This is a genomic window from Poseidonibacter antarcticus, assembly GCF_003667345.1.
Classification (GTDB): Bacteria; Campylobacterota; Campylobacteria; order Campylobacterales; family Arcobacteraceae; genus Poseidonibacter; species Poseidonibacter antarcticus.
On sequence record NZ_RCWF01000001.1, the window covers coordinates 163,052 to 188,719 of the forward strand.

At 27.6% G+C, this 25,668-nt stretch carries 23 protein-coding genes; 13 read left to right on the top strand and 10 right to left on the bottom strand.

The genetic code is table 11. From position 1 onward, the window contains the following. Positions 1 to 57: 57 nt before the first annotated feature. The 5 genes from tatB to D9T19_RS00875 all read left to right on the top strand — a co-directional run bounded on the left by tatB (position 58) and on the right by D9T19_RS00875 (position 4,534). Positions 58 to 465, top strand: coding sequence for a Sec-independent protein translocase protein TatB (tatB, locus tag D9T19_RS00855; RefSeq protein ID WP_228197934.1), 408 nt, complete (start codon positions 58 to 60; stop codon positions 463 to 465). Then, a complete protein-coding gene (tatC, locus tag D9T19_RS00860; protein WP_121626305.1) occupies positions 465 to 1,244 on the top strand; it encodes a twin-arginine translocase subunit TatC in 780 nt (259 codons plus the stop codon). The genes tatB and tatC overlap by 1 nt, the downstream gene beginning before the upstream one ends. Before the next feature lie 5 nt (positions 1,245 to 1,249). Continuing rightward, positions 1,250 to 2,272, top strand: coding sequence for a tRNA preQ1(34) S-adenosylmethionine ribosyltransferase-isomerase QueA (gene queA, locus D9T19_RS00865; RefSeq protein ID WP_121626306.1), 1,023 nt, complete (start codon positions 1,250 to 1,252; stop codon positions 2,270 to 2,272). Positions 2,273 to 2,288: 16 nt separating this feature from the next. Continuing rightward, entirely contained in the window at positions 2,289 to 3,041 is a 753-nt protein-coding gene (locus D9T19_RS00870; RefSeq protein ID WP_121626307.1) for a 3'-5' exonuclease, read from the top strand. 155 nt (positions 3,042 to 3,196) lie between these two features. Continuing rightward, a complete protein-coding gene (locus tag D9T19_RS00875; protein WP_121626308.1) occupies positions 3,197 to 4,534 on the top strand; it encodes a sodium-dependent transporter in 1,338 nt (445 codons plus the stop codon). 47 nt (positions 4,535 to 4,581) lie between these two features. Here D9T19_RS00875 and D9T19_RS00880 read toward each other — a convergent pair whose 3' ends face one another. Beyond that, a complete protein-coding gene (locus D9T19_RS00880; protein ID WP_121626309.1) occupies positions 4,582 to 4,800 on the bottom strand; it encodes a cold-shock protein in 219 nt (72 codons plus the stop codon). Between the two features lie 281 nt (positions 4,801 to 5,081). Here D9T19_RS00880 and D9T19_RS00885 point away from each other — a divergent pair, with 281 nt between their 5' ends. After that, positions 5,082 to 6,383, top strand: a complete 1,302-nt coding sequence (locus tag D9T19_RS00885; RefSeq protein ID WP_228197935.1) for an APC family permease — start codon at positions 5,082 to 5,084, stop codon at positions 6,381 to 6,383. A 3-nt stretch (positions 6,384 to 6,386) separates the two neighbouring features. Here D9T19_RS00885 and D9T19_RS00890 read toward each other — a convergent pair whose 3' ends face one another. After that, a complete protein-coding gene (locus tag D9T19_RS00890; RefSeq protein ID WP_162984515.1) occupies positions 6,387 to 7,229 on the bottom strand; it encodes a 3'-5' exonuclease in 843 nt (280 codons plus the stop codon). 346 nt (positions 7,230 to 7,575) lie between these two features. Between D9T19_RS00890 and D9T19_RS14470 the strand changes: the two genes are divergently transcribed. From D9T19_RS14470 to D9T19_RS00900, 3 genes are read left to right on the top strand one after another with little or no spacing between them, the layout of a single operon-like run. Next, positions 7,576 to 7,746, top strand: coding sequence for a hypothetical protein (locus D9T19_RS14470; RefSeq protein ID WP_162984516.1), 171 nt, complete (start codon positions 7,576 to 7,578; stop codon positions 7,744 to 7,746). Between the two features lie 22 nt (positions 7,747 to 7,768). After that, entirely contained in the window at positions 7,769 to 8,434 is a 666-nt protein-coding gene (aat, locus tag D9T19_RS00895) for a leucyl/phenylalanyl-tRNA--protein transferase (protein ID WP_121626312.1), read from the top strand. A gap of 1 nt (position 8,435) precedes the next feature. Beyond that, complete coding sequence (locus D9T19_RS00900; RefSeq protein ID WP_121626313.1) at positions 8,436 to 10,850, top strand: PAS domain S-box protein; 2,415 nt, start codon at positions 8,436 to 8,438, stop codon at positions 10,848 to 10,850. On the opposite strand, the gene D9T19_RS00905 is transcribed toward D9T19_RS00900, so the two are convergent. Both D9T19_RS00905 and rlmF read right to left on the bottom strand, forming a co-directional pair. Beyond that, entirely contained in the window at positions 10,847 to 11,476 is a 630-nt protein-coding gene (locus tag D9T19_RS00905; protein WP_121626314.1) for a SanA/YdcF family protein, read from the bottom strand. The two genes, D9T19_RS00900 and D9T19_RS00905, sit on opposite strands and share 4 nt — an antisense overlap. 3 nt (positions 11,477 to 11,479) lie before the next feature. Continuing rightward, complete coding sequence (gene rlmF / locus D9T19_RS00910) at positions 11,480 to 12,430, bottom strand: 23S rRNA (adenine(1618)-N(6))-methyltransferase RlmF (protein ID WP_121626315.1); 951 nt, start codon at positions 12,428 to 12,430, stop codon at positions 11,480 to 11,482. Between the two features lie 122 nt (positions 12,431 to 12,552). Here rlmF and D9T19_RS00915 point away from each other — a divergent pair, with 122 nt between their 5' ends. Further along, positions 12,553 to 13,038: a DUF2062 domain-containing protein gene (locus D9T19_RS00915; protein ID WP_162984517.1), complete on the top strand. Its 486-nt coding sequence runs from the start codon at positions 12,553 to 12,555 to the stop codon at positions 13,036 to 13,038. A gap of 19 nt (positions 13,039 to 13,057) precedes the next feature. Here the strand turns inward: D9T19_RS00915 and D9T19_RS00920 are convergent, their stop codons facing one another. The 6 genes from D9T19_RS00920 to aceE all read right to left on the bottom strand — a co-directional run bounded on the left by D9T19_RS00920 (position 13,058) and on the right by aceE (position 23,074). Next, entirely contained in the window at positions 13,058 to 14,539 is a 1,482-nt protein-coding gene (locus D9T19_RS00920) for an ATP-dependent DNA helicase (protein WP_121626317.1), read from the bottom strand. Positions 14,540 to 14,710: 171 nt separating this feature from the next. Next, positions 14,711 to 16,879 carry a TonB-dependent receptor domain-containing protein gene (locus tag D9T19_RS00925; RefSeq protein ID WP_121626318.1) on the bottom strand — a complete coding sequence of 723 codons (2,169 nt, stop codon included), beginning with the start codon at positions 16,877 to 16,879 and terminating at the stop codon, positions 14,711 to 14,713. Positions 16,880 to 16,968: 89 nt separating this feature from the next. Beyond that, complete coding sequence (hemP, locus tag D9T19_RS00930) at positions 16,969 to 17,100, bottom strand: hemin uptake protein HemP (protein ID WP_121626319.1); 132 nt, start codon at positions 17,098 to 17,100, stop codon at positions 16,969 to 16,971. Between the two features lie 178 nt (positions 17,101 to 17,278). Next, positions 17,279 to 18,709, bottom strand: a complete 1,431-nt coding sequence (gene lpdA / locus D9T19_RS00935) for a dihydrolipoyl dehydrogenase (protein ID WP_121626320.1) — start codon at positions 18,707 to 18,709, stop codon at positions 17,279 to 17,281. Positions 18,710 to 18,720: 11 nt separating this feature from the next. Next, positions 18,721 to 20,391 (bottom strand): dihydrolipoyllysine-residue acetyltransferase, encoded by a 1,671-nt coding sequence (gene aceF, locus D9T19_RS00940; RefSeq protein WP_121626321.1) that lies wholly within the window; start codon positions 20,389 to 20,391, stop codon positions 18,721 to 18,723. A gap of 10 nt (positions 20,392 to 20,401) precedes the next feature. Next, on the bottom strand, positions 20,402 to 23,074 hold the full coding sequence (gene aceE / locus D9T19_RS00945) for a pyruvate dehydrogenase (acetyl-transferring), homodimeric type (RefSeq protein ID WP_121626322.1): 2,673 nt from the start codon (positions 23,072 to 23,074) through the stop codon (positions 20,402 to 20,404). A 181-nt stretch (positions 23,075 to 23,255) separates the two neighbouring features. Here aceE and D9T19_RS00950 point away from each other — a divergent pair, with 181 nt between their 5' ends. From D9T19_RS00950 to D9T19_RS00960, 3 genes are read left to right on the top strand one after another with little or no spacing between them, the layout of a single operon-like run. Beyond that, positions 23,256 to 23,969, top strand: a complete 714-nt coding sequence (locus tag D9T19_RS00950; RefSeq protein WP_121626323.1) for a lipoate--protein ligase family protein — start codon at positions 23,256 to 23,258, stop codon at positions 23,967 to 23,969. Positions 23,970 to 23,974: 5 nt separating this feature from the next. Then, positions 23,975 to 24,877 carry a lipoyl synthase gene (gene lipA / locus D9T19_RS00955; protein ID WP_228197936.1) on the top strand — a complete coding sequence of 301 codons (903 nt, stop codon included), beginning with the start codon at positions 23,975 to 23,977 and terminating at the stop codon, positions 24,875 to 24,877. A 14-nt stretch (positions 24,878 to 24,891) separates the two neighbouring features. Further along, positions 24,892 to 25,635, top strand: coding sequence for a DsbA family oxidoreductase (locus D9T19_RS00960; protein ID WP_205588663.1), 744 nt, complete (start codon positions 24,892 to 24,894; stop codon positions 25,633 to 25,635). Positions 25,636 to 25,668: the final 33 nt, after the last annotated feature.

Below are 25,668 nucleotides of genomic sequence, written 5' to 3' on the forward strand. Positions count from 1 at the left end.
GATAAAATCTCTATCTTAAATATGCACTGGAGATATACAATGTTTGGAATGGGCTTTATGGAAATCTTTCTAATTGCAATTGTCGCAATTATCGCACTTGGACCTGATAAATTACCTACTGCTATGGTTGAAGTAGCTAAGTTTTTAAAAAAATTTAAATCAGGTGTTGAAGATGCAAAATCAACATTTAATAATGAATTAAATATTGATGAAATCAAAGAAGAAGCTAATAAATTCAAAACTCAAATAGAAGATACAAAACTATCAATGACTATGGATTCAAGAGTTGATTTAGGACTTGATAATATCATGAAAGATGATTCAAATCAAAAAAGAGAAAAACCTAAAAATGAAAAAATATCTTTAAAAAAGAAAGATAAAAAGAAAACTCCTGAAGTTGAAGAAAATCCAACAAATAAATTCAAAGTAAATTTTGACAATGAAAAAAAAGAGGATAATGTTTAATGTTTGATGATTTAAAACCTCATATAGCCGATTTACGAAAAAGATTAGTAATATCAGGATTATCACTAATAGTGATGTTTTTTGTATGTTTTTTCTTTTATGAACCAATATTAACATGGATGATGGTTCCTGTTGAAGCTGTATTACCTCCTGATTCAAAAATGGTTGCTGTTGAAATTCAAGAAACATTTTTCACTGCACTTAAAGTTGCTTTTTTCTCTGGATTTATAGTTTCATTACCAATAATATTTTGGCAATTATGGTTGTTTTTAGCTCCAGGACTTTATGAACATGAAAAGAAACTTGTAGTTCCTTTTGTATTTTTTGCAACATTAATGTTTTTGATTGGTTCATCATTTGCTTATTATGTAGTTGTACCTTATGGATTTGAATTCTTAGTTAATTTTGGTTCTGCTGTTGTTACAATATTACCTAGTATTGGTAAATATGTTGGATTTTTTACAAAACTATTATTTGGGTTTGGTGTTGCTTTTGAATTACCTGTAATTACATTTTTCCTTGCAAAAATTGGTCTTGTTGATGATAAAATGCTAAAAGATTTCTTTAAATATGCAGTTGTTTTAATCTTTATTTTAGCATCACTTTTAACACCTCCTGATGTATTAACACAGTTTTTAATGGCAGGTCCTTTAATAATTCTTTATGGTGTGTCAATTTATATTGCAAAAGTTTTCAATCCTGCTCATGTAGATGAAGACGAAGAAGATTTTGACGATGATGAAGACGATGAAAAAATAGATGAAGAAGAGAGAAAATAAACTTTATGTTAGACCCTTTAAAAACTTCAAGCTATGACTATTCTTTACCAAAAGAACTCATAGCTTCAAAACCAGTATTCCCAGCAGATAGTGCAAAACTTTTAGTTTACAATACAAAAACAGACACAATCACTCATACAACTTTCAAAAAATTAATGGATTTTTTACCTGATGATATTTCAGTATTTTTAAATGATACAAAAGTTATCAAAGCTAGAATATTTGGTAAAAAACCATCAGGTGGAAAAGTTGAATTACTTTTAAATAAACCTCTTTTTATGGATAGATATTTAGTAATGATTCGAGGAAAAGTTCATGAGGGATTAGAACTTGAATTTGATGAAGGATTAGTAGTAAAAGTTTTAGAATTAAATGATGATGGAACAAGAGTAGTTGAATTTTATAAAAATAAAGAAAAACTAGACTTTTTAACATTAGTTGATATTTTAAATAAAATTGGACATTTACCACTTCCACATTATATGAATAGAGAAGATAATGAAGAAGATAATACAAATTATCAAACATTATTTGCAAAAAACTATGGAGCAGTTGCAGCACCTACTGCATCTTTGCATTTTACAGAAGAGTTATTACAAAAAATAAATGATAAATTTGATGTAAATTATTTAACACTACACGTAGGAGCAGGAACTTTTAAACCTGTTGATGCTGATGATATTTTGGATCACCCAATGCATAGTGAATATTTTGAAATAGGTCGAGAAGCTAAAGAATCACTTGATAAAGCTTCAAAAGTTTTAGCAGTTGGAACTACGGTTACGCGTACAATTGAATATTATGCTAGAAAAAATATGATTTCAGGAGAATGTGATTTATTTTTAAATCCTGCTAATAAACCTATTAAAGTTGATTATTTACTTACAAATTTTCACCTTCCAAAATCAACACTAATTATGCTAATTGCAGCATTTGTAGGCTTAGAAAAAACACTAGAAATTTATGAAGAAGCTGTAAAAGAAAAATATAGATTTTTTTCTTATGGTGATGGAATGCTAATTATATAAAGAGGAAATAATACCTATGGCACATTATGTACTATTTGATACAGAAACAACAGGAAATCAAGAAGAAGATAGAGTTATCCAATTTGGAGCAATGATACTTGACCAAAAAGGAAAAGTTGAGGCTTTTGATGAATTATGTACAACAGATATTGATATAAAAATTGAAGCAATGGAAGTTCACAATATAACACCTGATTTAATTGTAGGAAAACCAAAAGCTACTGAAACTTCTTTTTATAAAAGATTAGAAGAATTAAATACAAATGAAAACTATATAATAGCTCATAATATCTCTTTTGATATGGGAATGATTCAAAAAGAAGGTTTTGTAAATCAATATAAACAAATAGATACATTAAGATGTGCGAAACATTTATTTTCTGATCTTCCTTATCATAGATTACAATATTTAAGATATGCTCTTGAATTATATAAAACAGAAGCTAATGAAGCTGCTAAACACAATATTACAATCAAAGCTCATGATGCAATTGGTGATGTTTTAGTTATGAAACTATTTCTTTCAAAATTAGTTGCAAAATGTAGAGAGATTTACCCAGATTATAATCCAATAGAAAAACTTGTAGAACTTACTTTAACTCCAGTATTTATTAAAACTTTTAAGTTTGGTAAACATAAAGGCAAAGAAATAGCAGATGTTGCAAAAGAAGATTCAGGTTATTTAAATTGGATGAGATCAAATATGGATTTGGATGAAGATTTAAAGTATACTCTTGATAAAGTATTAGGCTCAACAAATAACTATTAAATATGTATATTTTGAATAGAAACGCTACAAAATTAATATAAATTATGTAGTGTTCTAATATTAAACTATTATTTAACTACTTTCTTTATTTTTAACTTTCCAATAACTTATATTTCATATTAATTTTATTATAATTACGCCAAAAAGGTACATATGTGAATAAATTTACAAGATTAGGGTTTATTCTTACTGCGGCAGGTTCAGCAGTTGGATTAGGCAATATATGGAAATTTCCTTATATTGCAGGAGAATATGGGGGAGGAGCATTTGTTATAATATATTTGCTAGCTATTTTATTTATTGGATTAGTTGTTTTTCTTGCAGAAGCAGTAATTGGACAAACAGCCCAAGCAAATGTTGCTACATCGTTTATACAAACATCTAAATCTAAAAATGAGAAATGGAAATTTGCAGGTTTGATAATAATTACAGGTTTACTAATATTATCTTTTTATTCAGTTGTTTTAGGTTGGATATTAAACTATGTAATTACTTCATTTTCATCTCTTCCTAAAGATACTCAAACTGCTGGTTTAATTTTTGAGACATTAATATCAAAAGACATAGCTTTACAGCTATTTTATCACTCATTAATTGCTGGAACTGTTATCTTTATTGTATTAAAGGGAATAAAAGATGGTATAGAAAAAATAAATTTAATTCTAATGCCTTTATTAGGAATAATTTTATTTGGACTACTTTTATATGCCTTAACTTTAGATAGTTTCTCTACTGCTGTTAGTTTTATGTTTAAACCTGATTTCTCAAAAATTGATGAAAATGCATTACTTGCAGCTTTAGGTCAAGCATTTTTTACACTTTCATTAGGTGTTGGTACAATTATGACTTATTCAGCTTCATTAGATAAAAATGCAAATTTTGTAAAATCTTCTATTATGGTTGCAATTATTGATACAACAATTGCAATTATTGCAGGATTAATAATCTTCTCCTTTTTATTTGAAGCAGGTGCCAAAAGTACATCGGGACCAGGACTTGTGTTTATTTCATTACCTGTAATTTTCTCAGGATGGGGAATTTTAGGTCAAGTTATTGCTGTTTCATTCTTCTTAGCTTTAGTATTTGCAGGAATCACTTCTGCTGTTTCAATGATTGAACCATCATTAATGTATTTTATCGAAAGATATAATATGACAAGAAAAAAAGCAACAATATTGTGTGGAGGTATTTTTTATAGTTTAGGAGTAGTAGCCCTGCTTTCAATGTCTACTAAATATGGAAATGATTTAACTTTCTTTGGAAAAAATGCTTTTGATTTAATGGATTTTATTACATCATCTATAATGATGCCAATTGCAGCAATTGTAACTTGTCTATTCTTAGGATATTTTGTTGATAAAAAATTACTTGAAGAAAAGTTCTTAAAACATACATCAAAAAGTTTATTTAATATTTGGTATGTATTAGTTAAATATATAGTTCCATTTATAATATTGATACTATTTTTAAATAAGTTAGGGATTTTAAAATAAAAGAAGAAAATCAGTAAGTAGATTAAAATCTACTTACTGAGAAAAGATTACAGAATTGTAACGTTTTGTGCTTGAGGACCTTTTTCGCCTTCACCAATTTCGAAAGACACTCTTTGTCCTTCTTCAAGAGAAACTCTACCATAACCTGGGTTATTGATTTGTCTAAAGTGAACAAATACATCATTTCCACCATTCTCTTGTTGGATGAATCCAAAACCTTTTTCACTATTGAACCATTTTACAGTTCCGTTAACTTGATCTGCCATTGCAAATTCCTTTTAAATGTAATACACCCTATTTCTAGAGTGGTCGAAAATATAAAGTAAATACTTTTCTATGTTTCTGTTGGCGATAGTATATCAAATTATCTTAGTAATAACAAGTATTTTCTTAGTTAAAGCCATTTTTTTACTAAAAATTACATTAAATCAACATATAAATTACAAAATATATAATAAATTGTAAGAGATCTTTGTATGAATTTTTATTATTTATTCATAAAATTAGATATACTCTTTCCTCAATAATTAAATAAAATGGAATGTTAATGTTAAGAAAAAATAAAAAATCACTAGGTATTTTTGAACTAATTGCTATTGCTCTTGGAGGAATGGTTGGAGGTGGGATATTTACAGTTTTAGGTATTTCTGTTTCAATGGTAGGAGTATATACTCCCATTGCTATAATAATAGGTGGAATTATTGCAACATTTGCTGCTTATTCTTATATTAAATTAGGTGTTTATTACAAAGATGAAGGAGCTACCTACTCTTTTTATAAAAAAACATTTCCAAATACACCATTTGCAGCATCATTAATAGGATGGTGGGTTATTTTTGGATATATAAGTACTTTGGCTTTATATGCTTATACTTTTTCTGCTTATGCAATTAGTAATTTTTCATTTGGTGATAATGAATTAATTAGAAAATTAGTAGCAGGTCTAATAATTTTAATCTTTACACTTATAAATATTTGGAGTGTAAAAGGAATGGGTAAAATTGAAGATATTATGGTTTATACAAAACTAACTATACTTTTGATAATTTCATTTACACTTATGAACCATTCAAATACTACTCTTCCCATATTAATAGAACAAAATAATAGTAATATAACTATAATATCAATACTAATAGTTTCATCTTTAACTTTTGTAGCATATGAAGGTTTTCAACTTGTAATAAATGCAGTTAATGAGATGAATAAACCAGAAATAAATATTCCAAGAGCAATATACACTGCCCTATTTTTAGCAATTTCATTATATGTTATTATATCAATTGGAGCTATTATATCAATTCCTTTCCCCGATATTATTGAAAATAAAGAATATGCATTAGCTGCTGGTGCAAATAAAGTATTAGGACATTGGGGAACAGATTTGGTAATATTGGGAGCATTACTTGCAACAAGTAGTGCTATAAATGGAACATTATTTGGGGCATCAAGACAAATATCTACTATTGCAGAAGATGGATATTTCCCAAGTTTTTTACAAAAAAGGAAAAATAATATTCCAATTTATGCTGTAATTATAATGGCTTCATTTTCTTTTACTATGATATTACTTGGGAATCTAAAAGTAATATTAGAATTTGGGAGCGTTACATTTTTATTAGTTTCATTCTTAATGGCATATGCGAATTTTAGAATATATAAAAAAACAAATTCATCGATAATTATTACTATAATTTCATTAATTGTATTAGCTTTTGGTACTATTTTAATAATATATTATGAGATTACAACTCAAGTAGAACAATTGTATTTTATTGGAGGATTATATTTCTTATTAACTTTAGCAGCTTGGATATTTGCTAAAATTAATAATAAAACTATTAATTAAGATTTAAAATTCTTCTAATAACTTTTTATAATGATTATTATCATATTTTTCTTGAAACCAAGAAGGAAGAATTTCTGATAAAAAAGGATAGTTTATTAGCATAGTACAAAAAACATCATATACACAAGATGCATCTTCACTAGCATATTTAACTTGTGTGTCTGATAATTTTATATTTTCCCAATTTGATCTTGATACCCTTTTAGATTTTTGTAAGTTCTGATTCAAAAATAAAAGTACACTTCTTTTAGCCCCAATATCATTAGGAAAAGACATCTTTGTTTTAAATAAAGAACCAAAATCTATACAGCATCTAAGTCTAATTCTAAATTCTTTATATAAAGCATCTGTATCACCATTTAATCCGATTCCTACTTTAATTAAATCTTTACTTGTTAATATATCTAATAATGGTTTTATATTTCTTATTAGATGAACTTGAAATAAATAACAATTTTTATCATCAGATATTTGAATAACTGCAATTTTACTAGGTGGAACACCTTTTTGGAAGATTGGTTTTTGTTCTGTGTCAAAGCCTAAAATTTTTGAATCTAGTAACTTTAAAACAGCTTCATTTAAATCTTTTTCAGTTTTAATAATATGAACTTTTTTATTTTTTAATGTATAATTAGGTAAATTATCATCCGTAATTTTATTTATATTATCAAGTTTTGATATAAAATCTATTAATTTATATGTTCTGTCATCTAGTGTTGTTACCACATCACTAAAAGCATTTGAAACTGCTTTTTCTAATTCTTCACCAGTTTTATTTCCACAAATCTTTTTAATTAAGCTAATTCTATTTTTATTTATAAAGGACTCTGATATATCTATTTTCAAAAAAATTCTCCAGGAAATATGTTTTAAGTAAAGAATAGTATCTAAAACTATTTAAATTTTAAGCGTATAATCAATATTAAGTTTTTTGACATAAAAAAAAGGGAGTTAACATTTGTTAAACTCCCTTCTTAAATATTACAGTTAAATAAAACATTTACTTAACCTATTCACTACACAGTGAATCAAATTATTATATTAGTTTGTAACAATACTAAAAATGTAAAACCTCTATCATCTTCACCTCCGTATTATTTGCTTACTGACATTATAACATCTTTTTAAATTAAAACTAACTTAATTTTAGTTAAGTTTATATAAAATGACTACAATATAATAAAGGAATACAATGTTTTTAGAAATTATACGAACTATATTTAAAAAAGAAAAGACTTTCGAGTGTATTATCTGGGATGGGAAAACTATGAAATATCAAGATTTAACGCAAAAAGAAATAGATGAAATTAAGAATAATCCAGAATACAAAGATTGGAGTGTTACATTAAAAGATGAATGTTAATTCTATTTAGATAAAATAACTTATGAGAATATTAGATAATAAAGAAAAAATATACCTTTTAGAGGAAAATGACTTTATTTTTCCAAGTTTAGAAATGATGAATAATGATTTAGTAGCAATTGGTGGTGATTTCCACCCACAAAGACTGATAAATGCATATAAAAATGGTTTATTTCCTTGGTTTATTGATGAAGATAATTATATACATTGGTTTAGCCCAAATAAAAGAATGGTTTTATATCCTGAAGAATTTAAAGTTTCTAAAAGCTTAAAAAAGAGTATTAAGAATAAAGGTTTTATTATAAAATCAAATGAAAATTTTGATGAGATAATAAAAAATTGTGCTAATATAAAAAGAAAACATGAAGATGATACTTGGATTAGTCAAGAGTTTATCCAAGCTTACACTAAACTCTTTGAGTTAGGTTATGTATTTTCAATTGAATGTTATTTAGATGATAAATTAGTAGGTGGATTATATGGTCTATTAATAGATGATATTTTCTGTGGTGAAAGTATGTTTGCAAAAGTAAGTGATGCTTCTAAAGTAGCTTTTTATTATTTATGTAAACAAGCAAAAGAAAATGGAATTAAGCTTATTGATTGTCAAGTTTATAATGATCATTTAGCATCTCTTGGGGCAAAAGAAATAAGTAGAAAAGATTTTTTTAATATCTTAAAGGCTTAAGATGAAAACTAAACACAATCTGAAAGAATTACATAATTTTATTGAACTTATATCAGATTTAGTATTCGTAAAAAATTTCAACGGTCAATATACCCATTGTAATAAGATTTTTTTAGATTTCTTCGATAAAAAAAGAGAAGATGTAATTTTTAAAACAGATTATGATTTATTTTCTAAAGAAAATGCTGATTTATTTAGAAAAAGTGATACTGAAATATTTAAAACAAAAGAAGATAAATTTAATTATAAAGAACAGATTATTCATAAAAATGGAATTACTTCATATTTTACTGCTTCTAAACAGATTCTTTATGACTTAAATAATAATGAAGTTGGATTGTTTTGTATAATAAAAGATGTAACTATTGAAAAAGAATATGAATTAATATATAAAGATAATAAGCTTTTATTAGAATATATTGCTATTGAAAATAATCTAAAAAAAATATTAGATAAAATTGTATTATTAGCAGAACATAGAAATAAAAAGAGTACATGTTCAATACTTTTATTAGATAAAGAAAAAAAACATTTATTAACTTTTTCTGCACCTAATTTACCTTCATTTTTTAATATTGCTATTCATGGTATTAAAATAGGAGAAAAAATAGGTTCTTGTGGAAGTGCTGCATATAAAAAGAAAAGAGTAATTGTTGAAAATATTAATACCCATGAAAACTGGCAGAATTATTTAGAGTTAACAAAGAAAGCTAATCTACACTCATGTTGGTCCGAACCTATAATTTCTTCAAGTAATGAAATACTTGGAACTTTTGCAATATATAATGATAGACCAAAAAAACCTTCTGATTTTGAACTTAAATTTATTTCTGCATATTCTAATCTTGCAGCAACTGCGATTGAAAAAGACAAAAATTACAAAATAATTTTAGAAAATGAATATGAACTATCCTTATTATTTGATAATGCTCAAAGTGGTTTAATTTATGTTAATAATAAAATGGAAATACTAAAAGTAAATAAACGTTTTATAAATATATTTGGTTATGAGACTACAAAAGAGCTAATAGGAAGTAATATTCTTAAATTACACTTGTCAAAAGATAATTATAATAAAATAAAAAAGAATACATCCCTTTTATTAAAAGCTCAAGAAACATTTTATATAGAATGCCAATTTAAGAAAAAAGATGGAACAATTATTTATTGTGAACTTTCAGGGAAAACCTTGAATAAACAGTATGTTAATAAATTATCAAAAGGTATTTTATGGACAATAAATGATATTACAAAGAGAAAAGAAGATTTACAAAAAGTAGAAAATCTAAATAAACTTGCTACATCATTAACACAATCACAAGCAACATTATTGTCAATATTTGATAAAGGTGATTCTGTTCTTTTTAAGTGGAAGAATAATCCTACATGGGATGTTGAATATGTTTCTTCAAGTGTGTCTAAGCTATTAGGATATAGTAAAGAAGACTTTCTTTCAAAACATATTACGTATACTCATTGCATTCATAAAGACGACATAAAAGATGTTATTAATCAAGCTAATTATGCTAAAGAAAATAATTTAAGTCATTTTAAATATGAACCATATAGAATTATTGATAAAAATAATAAAATAAAATGGATTTTAGAACATTCTGTTATACAAAGAGATGCAAGTAATAATATTTTATATTTCATTGGGTATATTACTGATATTACAGAACAACTAAAACAACAAGAAATAATTTTTCAACAATCTAAATTAGTATCAATGGGAGAAATGATTGGTAATATTGCGCATCAATGGAGACAACCTCTATCTATTATTTCTTCTATAGCAACTGCTTCAAAACTTGAAAAACAATTAAACACTTTAGATGAAAAAGTTTTTTTAAAGAATATGGAAATAATAAATACAAATGCACAATATTTATCTCATACAATTGATGATTTTAGAGAATTTATAAAAGCAGATAGAGAATTAAATGATTTTAATCTATCTAGTACAATAAAAAGTTTTTTAAACGTAGTAGAAACTTCAGTTACAAAGAATACAATTCAAGTGATTTTAGATTTAGAAGACGATATTATCATGAATAATTATCAAAATGATATGATTCAATCTTTTATCAATATTATCAATAACTCAATAGATGCATTCTTAGAAAAAAACATTAAAGAGCGATATTTCTTTATAACAACAAAAAAATTAGGCAAAAAAATCTATATTAAACTCAAAGATAATGCAGGAGGGATTAATAAAGATTTACTTAATAAAGTTTTTGAACCATACACAACAAGTAAACATAAAAGTAAAGGAACTGGCTTGGGTCTTAACATTACATACAATTTTATTGTTCTTGGAATGAAAGGAAATATATCAGTAAATAATACTACTTATATTTATAAAAATAAGGAACTTTTAGGTTGTGAATTTTTAGTAACTTTTGATAATTAATTTCGATAATTAACTTTTATCTTTTTACCTAAGACCTTTGCTTTGGTCATTAAAATATGAAGATCTAAGAAAGCTTTTATTTGTGCTAAAGATTCTCTATCTTGCATTTTCTTTGCAGCTTCTGTCCCTTTTATATCATATGCTGCAAAGCCAATGGCTTTTTGACCTTTCCCATGTGCAATATATAAGGCACGGTTTAGATGAAACTTTTGTGATACAATAATATAATAATCTAAATCAAAAATTTCTTTTGCTCGTATAATAGAATCAAAAGTTCTATATCCTGCAAAATCTTTTGTAATATATTTTGCAGGAACACCCGCTTTTATTAAATCTTTATACATAGAAGTGACTTCATCATAATTAGCACTTTTATCTCCAGATACAACAATAGCATCTATTTTTTTAGCTTTCCATAATTTAACTGCTGCTCTTATACGATAGGTATAAAAATAGTTTTGTTTTCCCTTTGATACATATTTTGCAGTTCCCAATACTAAGGCTGCTTTTTTATGTGGAACTTTTTTTATATCAGTAAAAATATATGGATTTTCTTTTTCATCTACGCAAAAAGCCGCACTTAAAGTAAAAGAAATTAAAAAGATTAATTTAAATGCAAAACTCATACATTAAACATCCCAATTTTTTATCCATTCTTTTTGCTCTTCTTTTGTAAGAAAAGTCCAAATCACGATTCTAGATATTTTTTGTCCATGTTGCATATCAATAGTGTCATATTCTGCTGGTTTAATTTCATCTAAAACATCATAAATATAAGGAAGATTCCCTTTTTTTGAAACAATAGTTGTAAACCAAAAACAATTTTTAGCATATTTTTTACTTTGTCTCATCATTGCTTTAATAAATGCAACTTCTCCACCTTTACACCATAACTCATTACTTTTACCACCAAAGTTTAAAGATGCTTTATCAACAACTTGTTTTGTAAGGTTTGAAATCTTTCTTTTATTTCCTGCTATTGCTGCTTCTTGTGTTTTATGAAAAGGAGGATTACATAATGTAAAATCAAATCTATCATCTTCTTTTATAATTCCTGTAAAAATACTATCGTGATTTAATTGTAATCTACACTCAACTTTTCCTTTTAAAGAAGCATTTGAATTCACAATATTTTGTGATGATTCTATAGATTCTTGTTCTATATCAGAACCTACAAACTCCCAACCATAAACACTATTTCCAATAATAGGATAAATACAGTTTGAACCAATACCAATATCTAAACCTTTTATTTTTGAACCTCTTGGAACTACGCCTTTTGTATTTTCTGCTAATAAATCAGCAATATAATGAATATAATCAGCTCGTCCAGGAATTGGAGGGCAAAGATAACCTTCTGGAATTGAATATTCTTTAATCCCATAAAAATGAGCTAAAAGTGCTTTGTTTAAATTAAGAACAGCTTGTGCATTTGCAAAGTCGACTGATAAATCACCATGTTTATTTTCAAAAACATAATCGCCAAGTTGTGGAAAACTTTTAATTAGTTCAGGGAAATCATATCTATTGTTGTGAGGATTACGTTTATGTAAGCCTTTTTTATTTTCTTTTTGTGCCATAATATTATCTTAGTGTATAAATTTTTTTGTATTGTACAATGATATTACTAATTTTAAGAAAATTTATTCTTAATCTAATAGGAATTAGGTACAATAATAAATATTTAAATAAAAGAGGAAATGTGCCAAGAGCAAAATTAAGAAAAGTTTTACCTACACATGAAAAAATAAAAGAGCAAAAACTATTAAAGGTTTTTGGTAAATTGTTAAATAAAAGAGAAATTTGGAGTCTTTCAAGAAGAAAGATTTTAGGTGGTGTTTTTATAGGCGTGTTTGTTGCTTTTATTCCTATGCCTTTTCAAATGCTATTAGTAGCTTTTTTAGCAATACTATTTAAGGTTAATTTTCCAGTAACCCTACCCTTAGTTTGGATTTCTAATCCTTTAACAATGCCTTTTATCTACTATTTTGAGTATGAAGTAGGTAATTTCATTTTAAATGTAAAAGACCCAATAGAATTCAGTTTTGAAACAATGAATGATAATATAAGTGAAATTGCATTATCTTTATATATGGGAACTGCATTAGTTTCAACGGTACTTTCTTTTGGTACTGTATTTATATTAAATCTTTTATGGATAAAAGATGTTAGGGATAGAAGAAAGTAAATTATTCTATTCTCTTTTTCTAAATCTTTAAATTCTTTAATAAATCATCTATAGCATCAAATTCATCCGCAACATTTATTAATGCTTTTTTATTAGTAACTTCAAATCTAGGCATAAATATTTTTATATCTTCACTAGCTCTTGTAATAGAAACATACGTTAATCTATATTTTTCATCATCACTCATATATCTATTATCTGATAAAGAAAAAAGATCAATATATGCAACATCGTGAGTACTTCCTTGTAGTTTATGAATAGTTGAAGCATGTACATATTGAACATCTGCAAACATATCTCTTACTGAATAAAATGTTTTCCATAACTCTTTTTTACTAGGATGTTGAGCTTTTTTAGCTGTTGAAACTATTAATTTTAGTTTATCATTAAAAACTTTTATACTTGCAGGTTCTATTACTCTAAATATTTGTTGATCTAAAGAGCCAACTTCTCTACATTCCCAAAAATTTATATCTAAAGTTTCGTGATATTTAAGTATTGCACTTTGTAGTTCTACTATTTGTCCATTATGATATAAAGAAATATCATTTACACTATAAGCTTCTTTAAAACGCAGGGTATCTCCTGTACGAAATGTAGGAGGATTTAAGACATTTTTTTGTTCCCAAAACTTAGTTCTAATTAGATTATTAAAAGAATCTACATCTTTATTTTTATATGTTGCAATAATTTTATCTTCATTATACCATTGTTCATTTTTATAAAAATCTGCCAAAAAATCTCTATGATTATTAAAAAATGTTAATTCTTCATGATAATTTTCACTAAAAAATTGTCTTAAAGGAATAAAATTCTTTGTTTCTATACTTTCTCTAAGTTTTGTAGCTATTTTAATAATATAACTATCTTCAGCTTGTCTTACAACTTCTTTTAAAACAAATTTATTTCTTAATTTATATATTTGATTTTCACTATTATCTACAGGTAATAACTGAAAAGGGTCACCTATAAAAAATACAAATTTTACTCTTTCTTCTTCTAGAGCTTCTTTTATATATTCAAATAATTCTGATCCAATCATTGAACTTTCATCTACTATTAGTATAGATGCACTATCATGAGTTTTTTTTGTTTTATCTACTTTAAAAGTTTCAATACCCTTATCAAAATCACGAAATGGTTTTATTCCTAAAAAAGAGTGTATTGTTTTACAACTTGCTTGTATTTTATTTTTTCTTAACATCTCTGATATTACACCAACTGCTTTATGTGTTGGTGCAGTTATTGTAAAGCTAAAATCTGTATCTTTTTTATCTCTAAAATATTTAGCAATTTGTGCTGTTAAAAATGTCTTTCCTGTCCCAGCAGCTCCTGTTAGAGAAATCATATAATCATATATATTTTCTGTTTTTAGAATACTTTTTATTCTTATATCAATTAAACCTGTAATATTGTTAAATATTTCTTTTTGGTGTTCTGTTAGTTTAGATGTGTTTTTCTCTTCATTTAAATCTACATTTTGCTTAGTTATATTGTTCATTTATACTCATTTTAAAAAATTATGATTTGGATATGGACTATTTGGAAGTTGTATTTTATAGTTAATATACTTTAGAAAAGTATATCTCAAATTAGATAATAACGCTCTTTAAATAAAGGTATTTGAAGAGAAGGAATATAAAAGAAGTGAAATAATTCACTTCTTTTTATTTTAGAATGTTACATTCATACTTAACCAAAATTCTCTTCTTTTTTGAGCTAAGTTATAAGAATAATCTTCTACAAGTTCACCATCATCTGAGTAGATTTTAGTACCTGTAAAATCTTTATCAAATAAATTGTTAATTGCACCATTAAAAGTTACATTTTTAGATAATTTATAAGAACCACCTAAATTAAATACTTGGAAATCATCGTAGTAATCATCATAGTCATCATACCATCTACCTTTTTCACCAGACATTTTGATAAATGTATTCCATTTAGGATTAATTTGCCAATCAACTATTACATTATATAAATGCTCTGCACTTGATCCCAAAGGATTTCCTGTATCATCTCTTTGTGAATCTGTATAAGTATAATTACCTTTAAGTGATACAGCATTTGTAATATTATACTTCCCTGCAATTTCAATACCTTTTATTGTAGCATCACCAATATTTTGCATTTGTCCAGCAATTACACCAAAATCAGCCCATTCTTCTGGAATATCAATATTTTCATCACTTCTTTCAATTTTATCTCTAAAATCATTTTGGAATAATGTTATATTAAAATTATGCCCATTTTCATGAGTATAATATGCTGCAAGTTCTTTATTTAAACTTTTTTCTGGTTTTAAATCAGGATTTCCAAACCAAGGTTTAGTACCTTGTCCACCAAAACCTGTAACTCCATCAAATAAATCACTTGTTTTAGGTGTTTTATAACCTGTAGAAACTCCACCTTTAAAAGTCCAGTTTTCATTTAAACTATAAATAGCATATCCCCTTGGACTTATATTACTTCCAAATGAATCATGATTATCATATCTAAGACCTGTAGTAAATGAAAAATCATCAGTAGTCATCCACGTATCTTCTGCGAATAAAGCCCATTGTTTATAATCTAATGTAATTCCAGATTCAGTAACAGAATTAGCAGTCATTCCAAATACACCATCTTCCATTTCACCCTCTACATATTGTCCACCAACAACAATTAGGTGATTATCTAAAGGCATTTCAAACTTTGCATCATAAGTAGTATTTTGCGATTTTAAAGTTCTCCCTGGTCTTGGCATAAGTGCAGCAAATTCTGAATTTTGAAGTGCTTCATCAACACTTTGCCAATTTTCTCCATTTCCATTTGTATTATTTGCAATAAATTGTCTTTGTGATGCATTTAATGGTAAACTTCTTCCAAAGTTTTCAGAACTAATATGATGTACCCCTATTGTACTCTTCCCTAAATCCCAATTTCCTTCATGTGAAATTGAATATTGTTCCCTTTCCATTCTTTGAATTTCATCATATCCAACTCTTTGTGTATCAAAAATAGTATCATATGAATCTATTGTTCCAATTTGTCCTTCACTATTATCATATTTTTGTTTTGAAATATCATAATCAACTTTAATTGTATGATTATCATTTGGTGTAAAAGTTAAACCTGTTCCAAATGACCAGTTTTGATTATCCATAGTTTGCCCAGAACCACCAAAAGTACTTCCACTGCTTGTTTCAGGATTTGATTCTTCTTTATCGTAATAACTTCCTCTTAAACTTAAACCTAATTTATTTTCAATAAGTGGACCTGAAATTGCAATATCACTTGTAGTATCATTTCCAAATTGACTATCTGATTGAAATGTTTTACTTTGAGTAAATGAACCTGTCCATTTTTTAGATATCTTTTTTGTAATAATATTTACAACACCACCCATAGCATCTGCACCATAAAGTGTAGACATTGGACCTCTAATTATCTCAATTCTTTCAATCATTTCAAGTGGTGGTAAGTTTGCACTTTGGAATCCACCAAAACTATTTGGATAAATATCACCATTATTATTTTGTTTTTTACCATCAATCATAATAAGCGTATAATCAGAACCCATACCTCTTATACTAATACTACCTTGACCTGATTTATCTCTAGTTTCACCAATATCAACACCTTCAATATCTCTTACAGCATCAAGTAAATTTGTATATGGTTTTTTTTGTAAATCAGCTTTTGATACAACAGAAATACTAGCTGGTGCATCTGCTAATTTCTGTTCATATCCAGAAGCAGTACTTACTGTAATATCATCTATTGTAGTAGTTTCATTCGCAGTTAATGAACTTTGAGATAATAATAGTGCAGCAAGAGAACTTGCAATTTTAAATTTCATTTATTTTCCTTATAAAGTATATTGTAATATTTGGCTGGCTATTTATTTAGAAGAATACTTAAAATTTTTGCTTGCTATTTTATTTTTTGTTATTTTGTTAAGATTAGTTTATTCGCTTTTGTAATTCTCAATTGATATTCTTGATTATCATGAATTATTGTTATAATATTTGAGTGAATAAAGATTTCTTCAGTATTAATTTTCTTTTCTTTTTTTTCCATAACTCTCCAATTAAATCTTTTAAATTATTTATTAACAAAATGTTAATGGGATGTTAACAAAGGTAGTCTTAAATTCTTATAAAAGTGATAATTAGTATCATTACTGATTAGAAGTGTAAACCTTAAAATATTAAATTATTTTAAGGTTTACTTTGTAGTTTTTGTTAGTTTAAAAGAATTATTTTTTCTTTACAGCTTTTGCATTTGGTAAATCTGTAATAGAACCATCATAAATCTCAGCAGCCATTCCTATTGACTCATGAAGAGTAGGATGAGCATGAATCGTTAGCGCAATATCTTCAGCATCACAATCCATTTCTAAAGCTAGCGAAATTTCACCTAAAAGTTCTCCCGCATTTTCTCCAACTAAAGCACCACCTAAAAGTTGGTTAGTGTCTTTGTTGAATATTAATTTAGTCATACCTGTAGTTGAAACATCACTTGCTAATGCACGTCCTGATGCACTCCATGGGAAAGATGAAACTTCATAGTTTATACCACTTTCTTTTGCTTCATTTTCAGTCATACCAGCCCATGCAATCTCAGGGAATGTATAAGCTATTGATGGTATTTGTTTAGGTTCAAAGAATACATTGTGTCCTGCTATTACTTCAGCTGCTACGTGACCTTCATGAACAGCTTTATGTGCTAGCATTGGTTGACCTATAATATCTCCAATTGCAAAGATATGATTTACTTTTGTTCTAAGTTGGCTATCAACTTTGATTAAACCTTTTTCATCAACTTCAACACCTGTATTTTCAAGTCCAATTTTGTTTCCATTTGCACTTCTTCCAAGAGCAACTAAAACAGCATCGTATAAAATACCTTCTTTAGGAGCATTATCACCCTTAAACTCTACATATACTCCATCACTTTTAGGAATAATAGATTCTGTTTGAGTTTTAGTCATAATATTAAATCTATCTTTATTTGCTTTTGTATAAAGTTTAATTAAATCTTTATCAGTTCCTGTCATTAGTTGTGTACCACGAATAGCAACATCTACTTGACTTCCAAGTGTTGAATAAACAGTACCCATTTCTAAACCAATAATTCCACCACCTAAAACTAAAAGTTTTTTTGGAATTTCTTTTATTTCTAAAGCATCTGTTGAATCCCAAATTCTAGGATCTTCATGAGGAATAAATGACATTTTACTACTTTGACTACCAGCTGCGATAATACAATTATCAAAAGTCACTTTTCTTTTTTCACCTGTTGATAAAACAACTTCAACACTATTATCATCTAAAAATGAAGCATACCCTTGAAGAGTATTAACTTTTCTCATTTTTGACATAGCACCTAAACCATCAGTTAGTTTCTTTACAACACCACTTTTATAAGCAGCAATTTTTTCAATATCTATAGAAGGAGCAGAAAAACTAATTCCTGCTTTTTCTACATGCTTCGCTTCTTCTGCTACTTTGGCAATATGAAGTAATGCTTTTGAAGGAATACAACCAACATTTAAACAAACTCCACCAAGTGTTTCGTATCTTTCTACTAAAACAGTTTCTAAACCTAAATCAGCACATCTAAATGCAGCTGAATAACCACCAGGTCCAGCCCCTATTACTAAAACTTGAGTTTTAATTTCTTCCATTTTCCAACTCCTTAAAGATTTAGTAATCTAATATCACTTAAAAGTTCTGCTAATGTTGTAGTAAATCTAGCACCATCTGCACCATCTATAACTTTATGGTTATAAGATAAACTTAAAGGTAAAATTAATCTTGGTTTGAATTTCTTTCCATTAAACACAGGTTTAATTTGAGATTTTGAAATTCCTAAAATCGCAACTTCAGGTGCATTTATAATTGGAGTGAAATAAGTTCCACCAATTCCACCTAAACTTGAAATTGTAAAACAACCACCTTGCATATCAGCAGAAGTTAATTTTCCATCTCTTGCTTTTACTGAAAGTGCTGCTAATTCAATAGCAATTTCTTTAAAGCCTTTTTTATGGGCATCTTTAATAACAGGAACTAATAATCCATTTGGTGTATCAACAGCAACACCAATATTAAAGTATTTTTTCATAATTAACTCTTGACCATCTACACTTAGACTTGAGTTGAATTTTGGATGAATTTGTAAAGCTTTTACAACAGCCTTAATAATAAATACTAAAGGTGAAAGTTTGAAATCTTTTGCAATTGCATTTTGTTCTTTTCTAAACTTTTCAAGTTCTGTAATATCAGCTTCATCAAATTGTGCAACATGAGGCATAGCTAAATAGTTTTTATGTAAGAATGGACCTGAAACTTTTTGAACACGACTAAGTTCAACTTTTTGGATTTCTCCAAATGCTGAGAAATCAATCTCTTTTGCTTCAGGAAGATTAAATCCAACATCAATTCCTGTTCTACTTGATGGTTTATTTAATTGTTCTTTTACATATTCTCTAATATCTTCTTTAACAATTCTACCTTTTTTAGCACTTCCTTTTACAAAACCTAAGTCAACACCATATGCTCTTGCAATTTTACGTACACTAGGTGATGCATAAACTTTTGCAGCTTTTTTTGTTAAAACTTTACTTTCTTCGCTATGAGTACTAGCAGCTGCCACTTCTTGAACAGTAGGTCTTGAAGGAGTTGCTTTTTCAACTACAACAGGAGTACTTGAAGTATTTAAAGCTGGAGTTGGAACTTTATTTTCAATTACAACAGTTTTAATTATTTTTGCAATTAAATCACCACTATTTATTTTCATTCCAGTTTCTACAAATAGTTCAATGATTTCTCCACTAAAAGGTGCAGGTACATCCATCGATGCCTTTTCAGTTTCTAAAGTAATAAGACCATCATCAATTCTAATAATATCTCCTACTTTAACCATAACATCAATTACATCAACATCTTTATCAGCCCCTAAGTCTGGAACTTTTACTTCTTCCACAACTGATTTTATTGATTGTTCTTTTACAAATTGAGTAGAAGTCTGTGAGACAGTAGTCTCTTCTGCTTGAGTTTCAACTTTTGGTGTTTCAACTTTTTTCTCTTCTTTTACTTCTACTTTTGGTTCTTCTTCTGAGACTTCATCTTCTGCTTCAATTCTAGCAATCAAATCTCCACTATTTACTTTCATACCAACTTCTAATAAAATTTCTTTTATAACTCCTGCATGTTCTGTTGGAACATCCATTGAAGCTTTTTCAGTTTCTAGTGTAATAAGTCCATCTTCAACTTCAACTTTATCCCCGATTTTAACCATAACATCGATTAAATCAACATCCTTATCAGCCCCTAAATCAGGAATAAAAATATCATATATTTTTGCCATTTTTAACTCCTTATGATTTTAATGGATTGATTTTATTTGCATCAATTCCATATTTTTTCATAGCATCAGTAGCAACATCTTTTTTGATTTTACCATTTATTGCAAGTTGTGCTAAAACAGTATAAACAATAAAGTTAGTATCAACTTCAAAGAAACTTCTTAAGTTTGCTCTACTATCACTTCTACCATATCCATCTGTTCCTAAGGCTTTAAATGTTCCTTTTACAAATGGTGCTATTTGTTCTGAATATGTTTTTACATAATCAGTTGCTGAAATAATGATATTTTCTTCATCATCTCCTAAAAGAGTATTTACATAAGAAGATTTTTGTTCTTTATCTAAATTTAAAAGATTATGTCTTTCTACATCTTGAGCTTCACGAGCTAATTCATTATAAGAAGTAGCAGAATAAATATCACTAGAAATTCCATACTCATCTTTTAAAATATCAGCAGCTTTTAGAATTTCTTGGAAAATAGAACCAGAACCTAATAATTTAACTTTAAAGTCATTTTTAGCTTCAACAGTTTTAAGTTTATAAATACCTTTAATAATACCTTCAGCAGCATTTTCAGGCATTGCTGGTTGTTTATAATTTTCATTTAACGTTGTAATATAATAGAAAACATCTTCTTGTTTTTCACCATACATTCTTTCTATTCCATCTTGAATTACTACAGCAACTTCATATCCGTAAGTTGGATCATAAGTAACACAATTTGGAATTGTATTTGCTAAAATATGTGAATGACCATCTTCATGTTGAAGACCTTCACCATTTAATGTAGTTCTACCACTTGTACCACCAACTAGGAAACCTCTTGATCTTTGATCACCTGCTGCCCAACATAAATCACCTGTTCTTTGGAATCCAAACATTGAGTAAAATACATAGAATGGAATCATAGGACAATCATTTACAGAATAAGAAGTAGCTGCTGCAATCCATGAACTCATTGCACCTAATTCATTAATTCCTTCTTGTAAAACTTGACCTTTTATATCTTCTTTATAGTAAGCTACTTGTTCTTTATCTTGTGGAATATATTTTTGTCCAGCTGATGAATAAATACCAACTTGTCTAAACATACCTTCCATTCCAAAAGTTCTAGCTTCATCAGGAACAATAGGAACAATTTTTTTACCAATTTTTTTATCTTTAATTAACACATTTAAGACTCTAACAAGTGCCATAGTTGTAGAAATCTCTCTATCACCACTACCTTTTGTTATCGAATCAAATGCGCTAAGTGCTGGAAGTTCAAGTTTTGTAGAGAATTTTTCTCTTCTTTGAGGAACAAATCCACCAAGATTTTCTCTTTTTTCTTTCATGTATTTAACTTCAGCTGAATCCTCTTCTGGTCTATAATAAGAGAATTTTTCTACTTCTTCATCTGAAATTGGAATATCAAATCTATCTCTAAACTTGATTAAGTCAGAAGAATTTACTTTTTTTACACCATGAGCAATATTCATACCCTCAGCAGCAGCACCCATTCCATAACCTTTTACAGTTTTTGCTAATATAACTGATGGTCGTCCAACAGTTTCATTTGCTCTTTTAAATGCAGCATAAACTTTTACAGGATCATGTCCACCTCTATTTAATTTCCAAATCTGATCATCACTCATATTTTCTACAAGTTTTGCAGTTTCTGGATATTTATTAAAGAAGTTTTCTCTTGTATAAGCTCCACCTTTTTGTTTAAAGTTTTGATATTCACCATCAACAGTTTTTTCCATAAGTTCAAGAAGTTTTCCTGAAGTATCTTTTGCAAGAAGTTGATCCCAAAGGCTTCCCCAAATTACTTTTAATACTTCCCAACCAGCACCTCTGAACTCACCTTCAAGTTCTTGGATAATTTTTCCATTTCCACGAACTGGACCATCAAGTCTTTGTAAGTTACAATTTACAACAAATATTAAGTTGTCTAATCCTTCTCTACCTGCTAATCCAATAGCTCCAAGAGATTCAGGTTCATCTGTTTCACCATCACCTAAGAAACAATAAACTTTTTGATCTGAACAATCTTTTATTCCTCTATGAGTAAGATATTTTAAGAATCTTGCTTGATAAATAGATTGTATTGGTCCAAGACCCATTGAAACAGTAGGGAATTGCCAATAGTTTGGCATAAGCATTGGATGTGGATATGATGATAGTCCATCATTAAATGCTTCTTGTCTAAAGTTATCCATTTGATCTTCAGAGATTCTTCCTTCAATATAACTTCTTGCATAAATACCTGGAGAAATATGACCTTGGAAATATATTAAATCTCCACCGTCTTTTTCAGTTGGTGCTTTAAAAAAGTGATTAAAAGCAACATCATATATTGTTGCTGATGATTGAAAAGATGCAATATGACCACCAAGTTCTAAATTCTTTTTAGATGCTCTTAGTACCATAATTTGCGCATTCCACCTAATTATAGATCTGATTTTTCTTTCAATATCCATATTTGCAGGCATATTTGGCTCTTCATTTGGCGAAATAGTATTTATATAAGCTGTTGTTGCGTCATATGGCAAATGCCCACCACTTCTTCTTGACTTATCAATTAACTTTTCAAGTAAAAAATGAACTCTTTGTATACCTTCTTCTTCAATAACTGCCTCTAAAGCCTCAATCCATTCTTGAGTCTCTAACGGGTTAATATCTTCTAAATTTAACGATGACATAAATCTCCTTTGAAAAATAATACTTAATTCTTAAAATTATATTAATTATTAATATTAGTTTTTTATTATAATTGAATCTAAATTATAATAAACTTACACGTTTACTAAAATTCATAATTTTTTTAAACTCTTCTTAAATAGAAGTATTATAAAAATATATAAATTAAACTTAAGGCCTGAAATGATTTTTAACAATAAATTTAGATTTATTATATCTCAAAATCTTGATGCAAAAGCTAACTCTAGTATAGATTCTGCATTATTTAAAGCTTTTAAAAAAGATAGTTTACCAGTTTTACGGCTATATTCGTGGCAAGATAGCGTTACTTTTGGGCTTTCTCAAAATCCAAGTGATTATGTAACACTATTAGAAGAGTATAAAAATAATTTTGCAAAAAGAATAACAGGAGGTGGAGTATTGTTTCATGGACATGATATTTCATATTCCTTAATAATTCCAACTAGTTATATACAAAACAAGGGAGTAAAAGAAACTTATGAGTTAATTTGTTCTTTTATTCTTGAATTTTATTCTAGTTTTGGTTTAAAAGCCAATTTTGCAAAAGATATAGAAGAGATAATTTTAAGCAAAAATGCATTTTGCCAAGTGGGATTTGAAGCTTATGATATTATAATCAATGGAAAAAAGATTGGTGGAAATGCACAAAAGAGATCAAAAAATGTGATTTTCCAACATGGTTCAATTCCTTTAAAAACTATTGAAAAAAACGAAAGATACGGCTCATCTTTGGAAGATTTCTCTATTAATATAGATTTTAATCAAGCTAAAGAAGCTTTACAAAAAGCATTTATTAAAACATTTAATGCACAGTTAATAGATTCTAAATTAGATGAAAATGAACAAAAAATATATAATGAATTATACGAAGGATAAATATTATGACAAAAGAAATGACAAGTAACTTTACAACAAGAGAAGTAAAATATAAAAAACCAGAATGGTTAAGAAAAAAATTAACACCACATACTCAAATAGAAATGGAAAATCTTTTAAAAGATGTTGGAGGACTTCATACAATATGTCAAGAAGCCAAATGTCCAAATATTAGTGAATGTTTTGCAAATAAAAATGCAACTTTTTTAATCTTAGGGGCTATTTGTACAAGAAGATGTACATATTGTAATGTTAAAACAGGATTACCAAGTGGCGTTGATGAAACAGAGATTCAAAAAGTTACAACTTCAGTTTTAAGACTTGGTCTTAAATTTGTAGTAATTACAAGCCCTGCTAGAGATGATTTAAAAGATGGTGGAGCTGAGCAGTTTTATAAAGTTACAAGAGATATTTTAGAAAAAGCACCTGGTACAAAAGTAGAGATTTTGATTCCTGATTTTAAAGGAAAAGAAGATAGTCTAAAAAGAGTCATTGAGTCAGGTGCAGTAATCATCGGACACAATGTCGAAACAGTTCCTAGTTTGTATAGAATAAGAAGAAATGCAAATTATGAAAGATCATTAGAAGTTTTAAGAAAACTTAAAGAACTTGGTGGCGATAAAATAAAAACAAAAACAGCTTTAATGGTAGGACTTGGGGAAACTGAAGAAGAAATGATTCAAGTATTCAAGGATTTATTAGCAGTTGGTTGTAAATTTTTAAGTATCGGTCAATATTTAGCTCCTACAGGTGAGTATGAAAAAGTAATAGAATATGTAAAACCTGAACAGTTTAAAAGATATGAAGAATTAGCTTTGGAATTAGGTTTTGATTTTGTAAAAGCAAGCCCATACGCTAGAAGTTCATATATGGCACACGAATATATACAAGAAGATTCAAAAATCTAGGATAAAAAATAAATATGAAAAAAATAATTAAAGTTATACTTATGATAACGATGTTATCACAACTTAGTTTTCTAAGTATAAACGCATTTGCATCAGAGCTAAAAACTGTACAAGATAAAATAAAAATTGATATAGTATCTGATGTAGTTTGCCCTTGGTGTGCTATTGGGTACACACGATTAACACAAGCTATTAGTGAATTAAAACTAGAAGATAAAGTTGAAATTGCATGGCATCCTTTTGAGCTTAACCCTGATATGCCAAGAGTTGGGAAAAATGCGGATGAATATCTAAAAAATAAATATGGATTAAGTGAAGATAAACTACAAGAAACTAGAAACAATGTTACTAAACTTGGAAAAGAATCTGGATTTAAATTTGATTATTTTAAAGAAATGAGAAAATTAAATACATTTGATTCTCATATATTACTAAGTTATGCGAAACAATTTGGTAAACAAACTGAATTAGAAATGCGTTTACAAGCTGCATATTTTGGTGAAAGAAAAGATATAAGTAATCGTGATGTTTTATATGCTGAATTAAAAGCAGTCGGTTTAAATGCTGATGAAGCAATGAAAAGATTAGATAATAAAGAAGCAATTAAACAAATCGAAGATGAAGAGAAATTTTGGCGAGACCAAGGAGTTTATGCTATTCCTACTATAATATTTGATAATGAAATTGCACGAGTTGGTGCTAATAAAGTTGAAACATATAAACAAATATTAACAGAATTGATTAATAAAAGAAAATAAAAAACCATTAGGTTAAGTGTCCTATTTATAGGC

What these genes read in the sequence shown, in the direction of transcription:
- tatB (WP_228197934.1), top strand. Translation starts at nt 58, where the DNA reads ATGGAAATCTTTCTAATTGCAATTGTCGCAATTATCGCACTTGGACCT.
- tatC (WP_121626305.1), top strand. Translation starts at nt 465, where the DNA reads ATGTTTGATGATTTAAAACCTCATATAGCCGATTTACGAAAAAGATTA.
- queA (WP_121626306.1), top strand. Translation starts at nt 1,250, where the DNA reads ATGTTAGACCCTTTAAAAACTTCAAGCTATGACTATTCTTTACCAAAA.
- D9T19_RS00870 (WP_121626307.1), top strand. Translation starts at nt 2,289, where the DNA reads ATGGCACATTATGTACTATTTGATACAGAAACAACAGGAAATCAAGAA.
- D9T19_RS00880 (WP_121626309.1), bottom strand. Translation starts at nt 4,800, where the DNA reads ATGGCAGATCAAGTTAACGGAACTGTAAAATGGTTCAATAGTGAAAAA.
- D9T19_RS00885 (WP_228197935.1), top strand. Translation starts at nt 5,082, where the DNA reads ATGTTAAGAAAAAATAAAAAATCACTAGGTATTTTTGAACTAATTGCT.
- D9T19_RS14470 (WP_162984516.1), top strand. Translation starts at nt 7,576, where the DNA reads ATGTTTTTAGAAATTATACGAACTATATTTAAAAAAGAAAAGACTTTC.
- aat (WP_121626312.1), top strand. Translation starts at nt 7,769, where the DNA reads ATGAGAATATTAGATAATAAAGAAAAAATATACCTTTTAGAGGAAAAT.
- D9T19_RS00900 (WP_121626313.1), top strand. Translation starts at nt 8,436, where the DNA reads ATGAAAACTAAACACAATCTGAAAGAATTACATAATTTTATTGAACTT.
- D9T19_RS00905 (WP_121626314.1), bottom strand. Translation starts at nt 11,476, where the DNA reads ATGAGTTTTGCATTTAAATTAATCTTTTTAATTTCTTTTACTTTAAGT.
- rlmF (WP_121626315.1), bottom strand. Translation starts at nt 12,430, where the DNA reads ATGGCACAAAAAGAAAATAAAAAAGGCTTACATAAACGTAATCCTCAC.
- D9T19_RS00920 (WP_121626317.1), bottom strand. Translation starts at nt 14,539, where the DNA reads ATGAACAATATAACTAAGCAAAATGTAGATTTAAATGAAGAGAAAAAC.
- D9T19_RS00925 (WP_121626318.1), bottom strand. Translation starts at nt 16,879, where the DNA reads ATGAAATTTAAAATTGCAAGTTCTCTTGCTGCACTATTATTATCTCAA.
- hemP (WP_121626319.1), bottom strand. Translation starts at nt 17,100, where the DNA reads ATGGAAAAAAAAGAAAAGAAAATTAATACTGAAGAAATCTTTATTCAC.
- lpdA (WP_121626320.1), bottom strand. Translation starts at nt 18,709, where the DNA reads ATGGAAGAAATTAAAACTCAAGTTTTAGTAATAGGGGCTGGACCTGGT.
- aceF (WP_121626321.1), bottom strand. Translation starts at nt 20,391, where the DNA reads ATGGCAAAAATATATGATATTTTTATTCCTGATTTAGGGGCTGATAAG.
- aceE (WP_121626322.1), bottom strand. Translation starts at nt 23,074, where the DNA reads ATGTCATCGTTAAATTTAGAAGATATTAACCCGTTAGAGACTCAAGAA.
- D9T19_RS00950 (WP_121626323.1), top strand. Translation starts at nt 23,256, where the DNA reads ATGATTTTTAACAATAAATTTAGATTTATTATATCTCAAAATCTTGAT.
- lipA (WP_228197936.1), top strand. Translation starts at nt 23,975, where the DNA reads ATGACAAAAGAAATGACAAGTAACTTTACAACAAGAGAAGTAAAATAT.
- D9T19_RS00960 (WP_205588663.1), top strand. Translation starts at nt 24,892, where the DNA reads ATGAAAAAAATAATTAAAGTTATACTTATGATAACGATGTTATCACAA.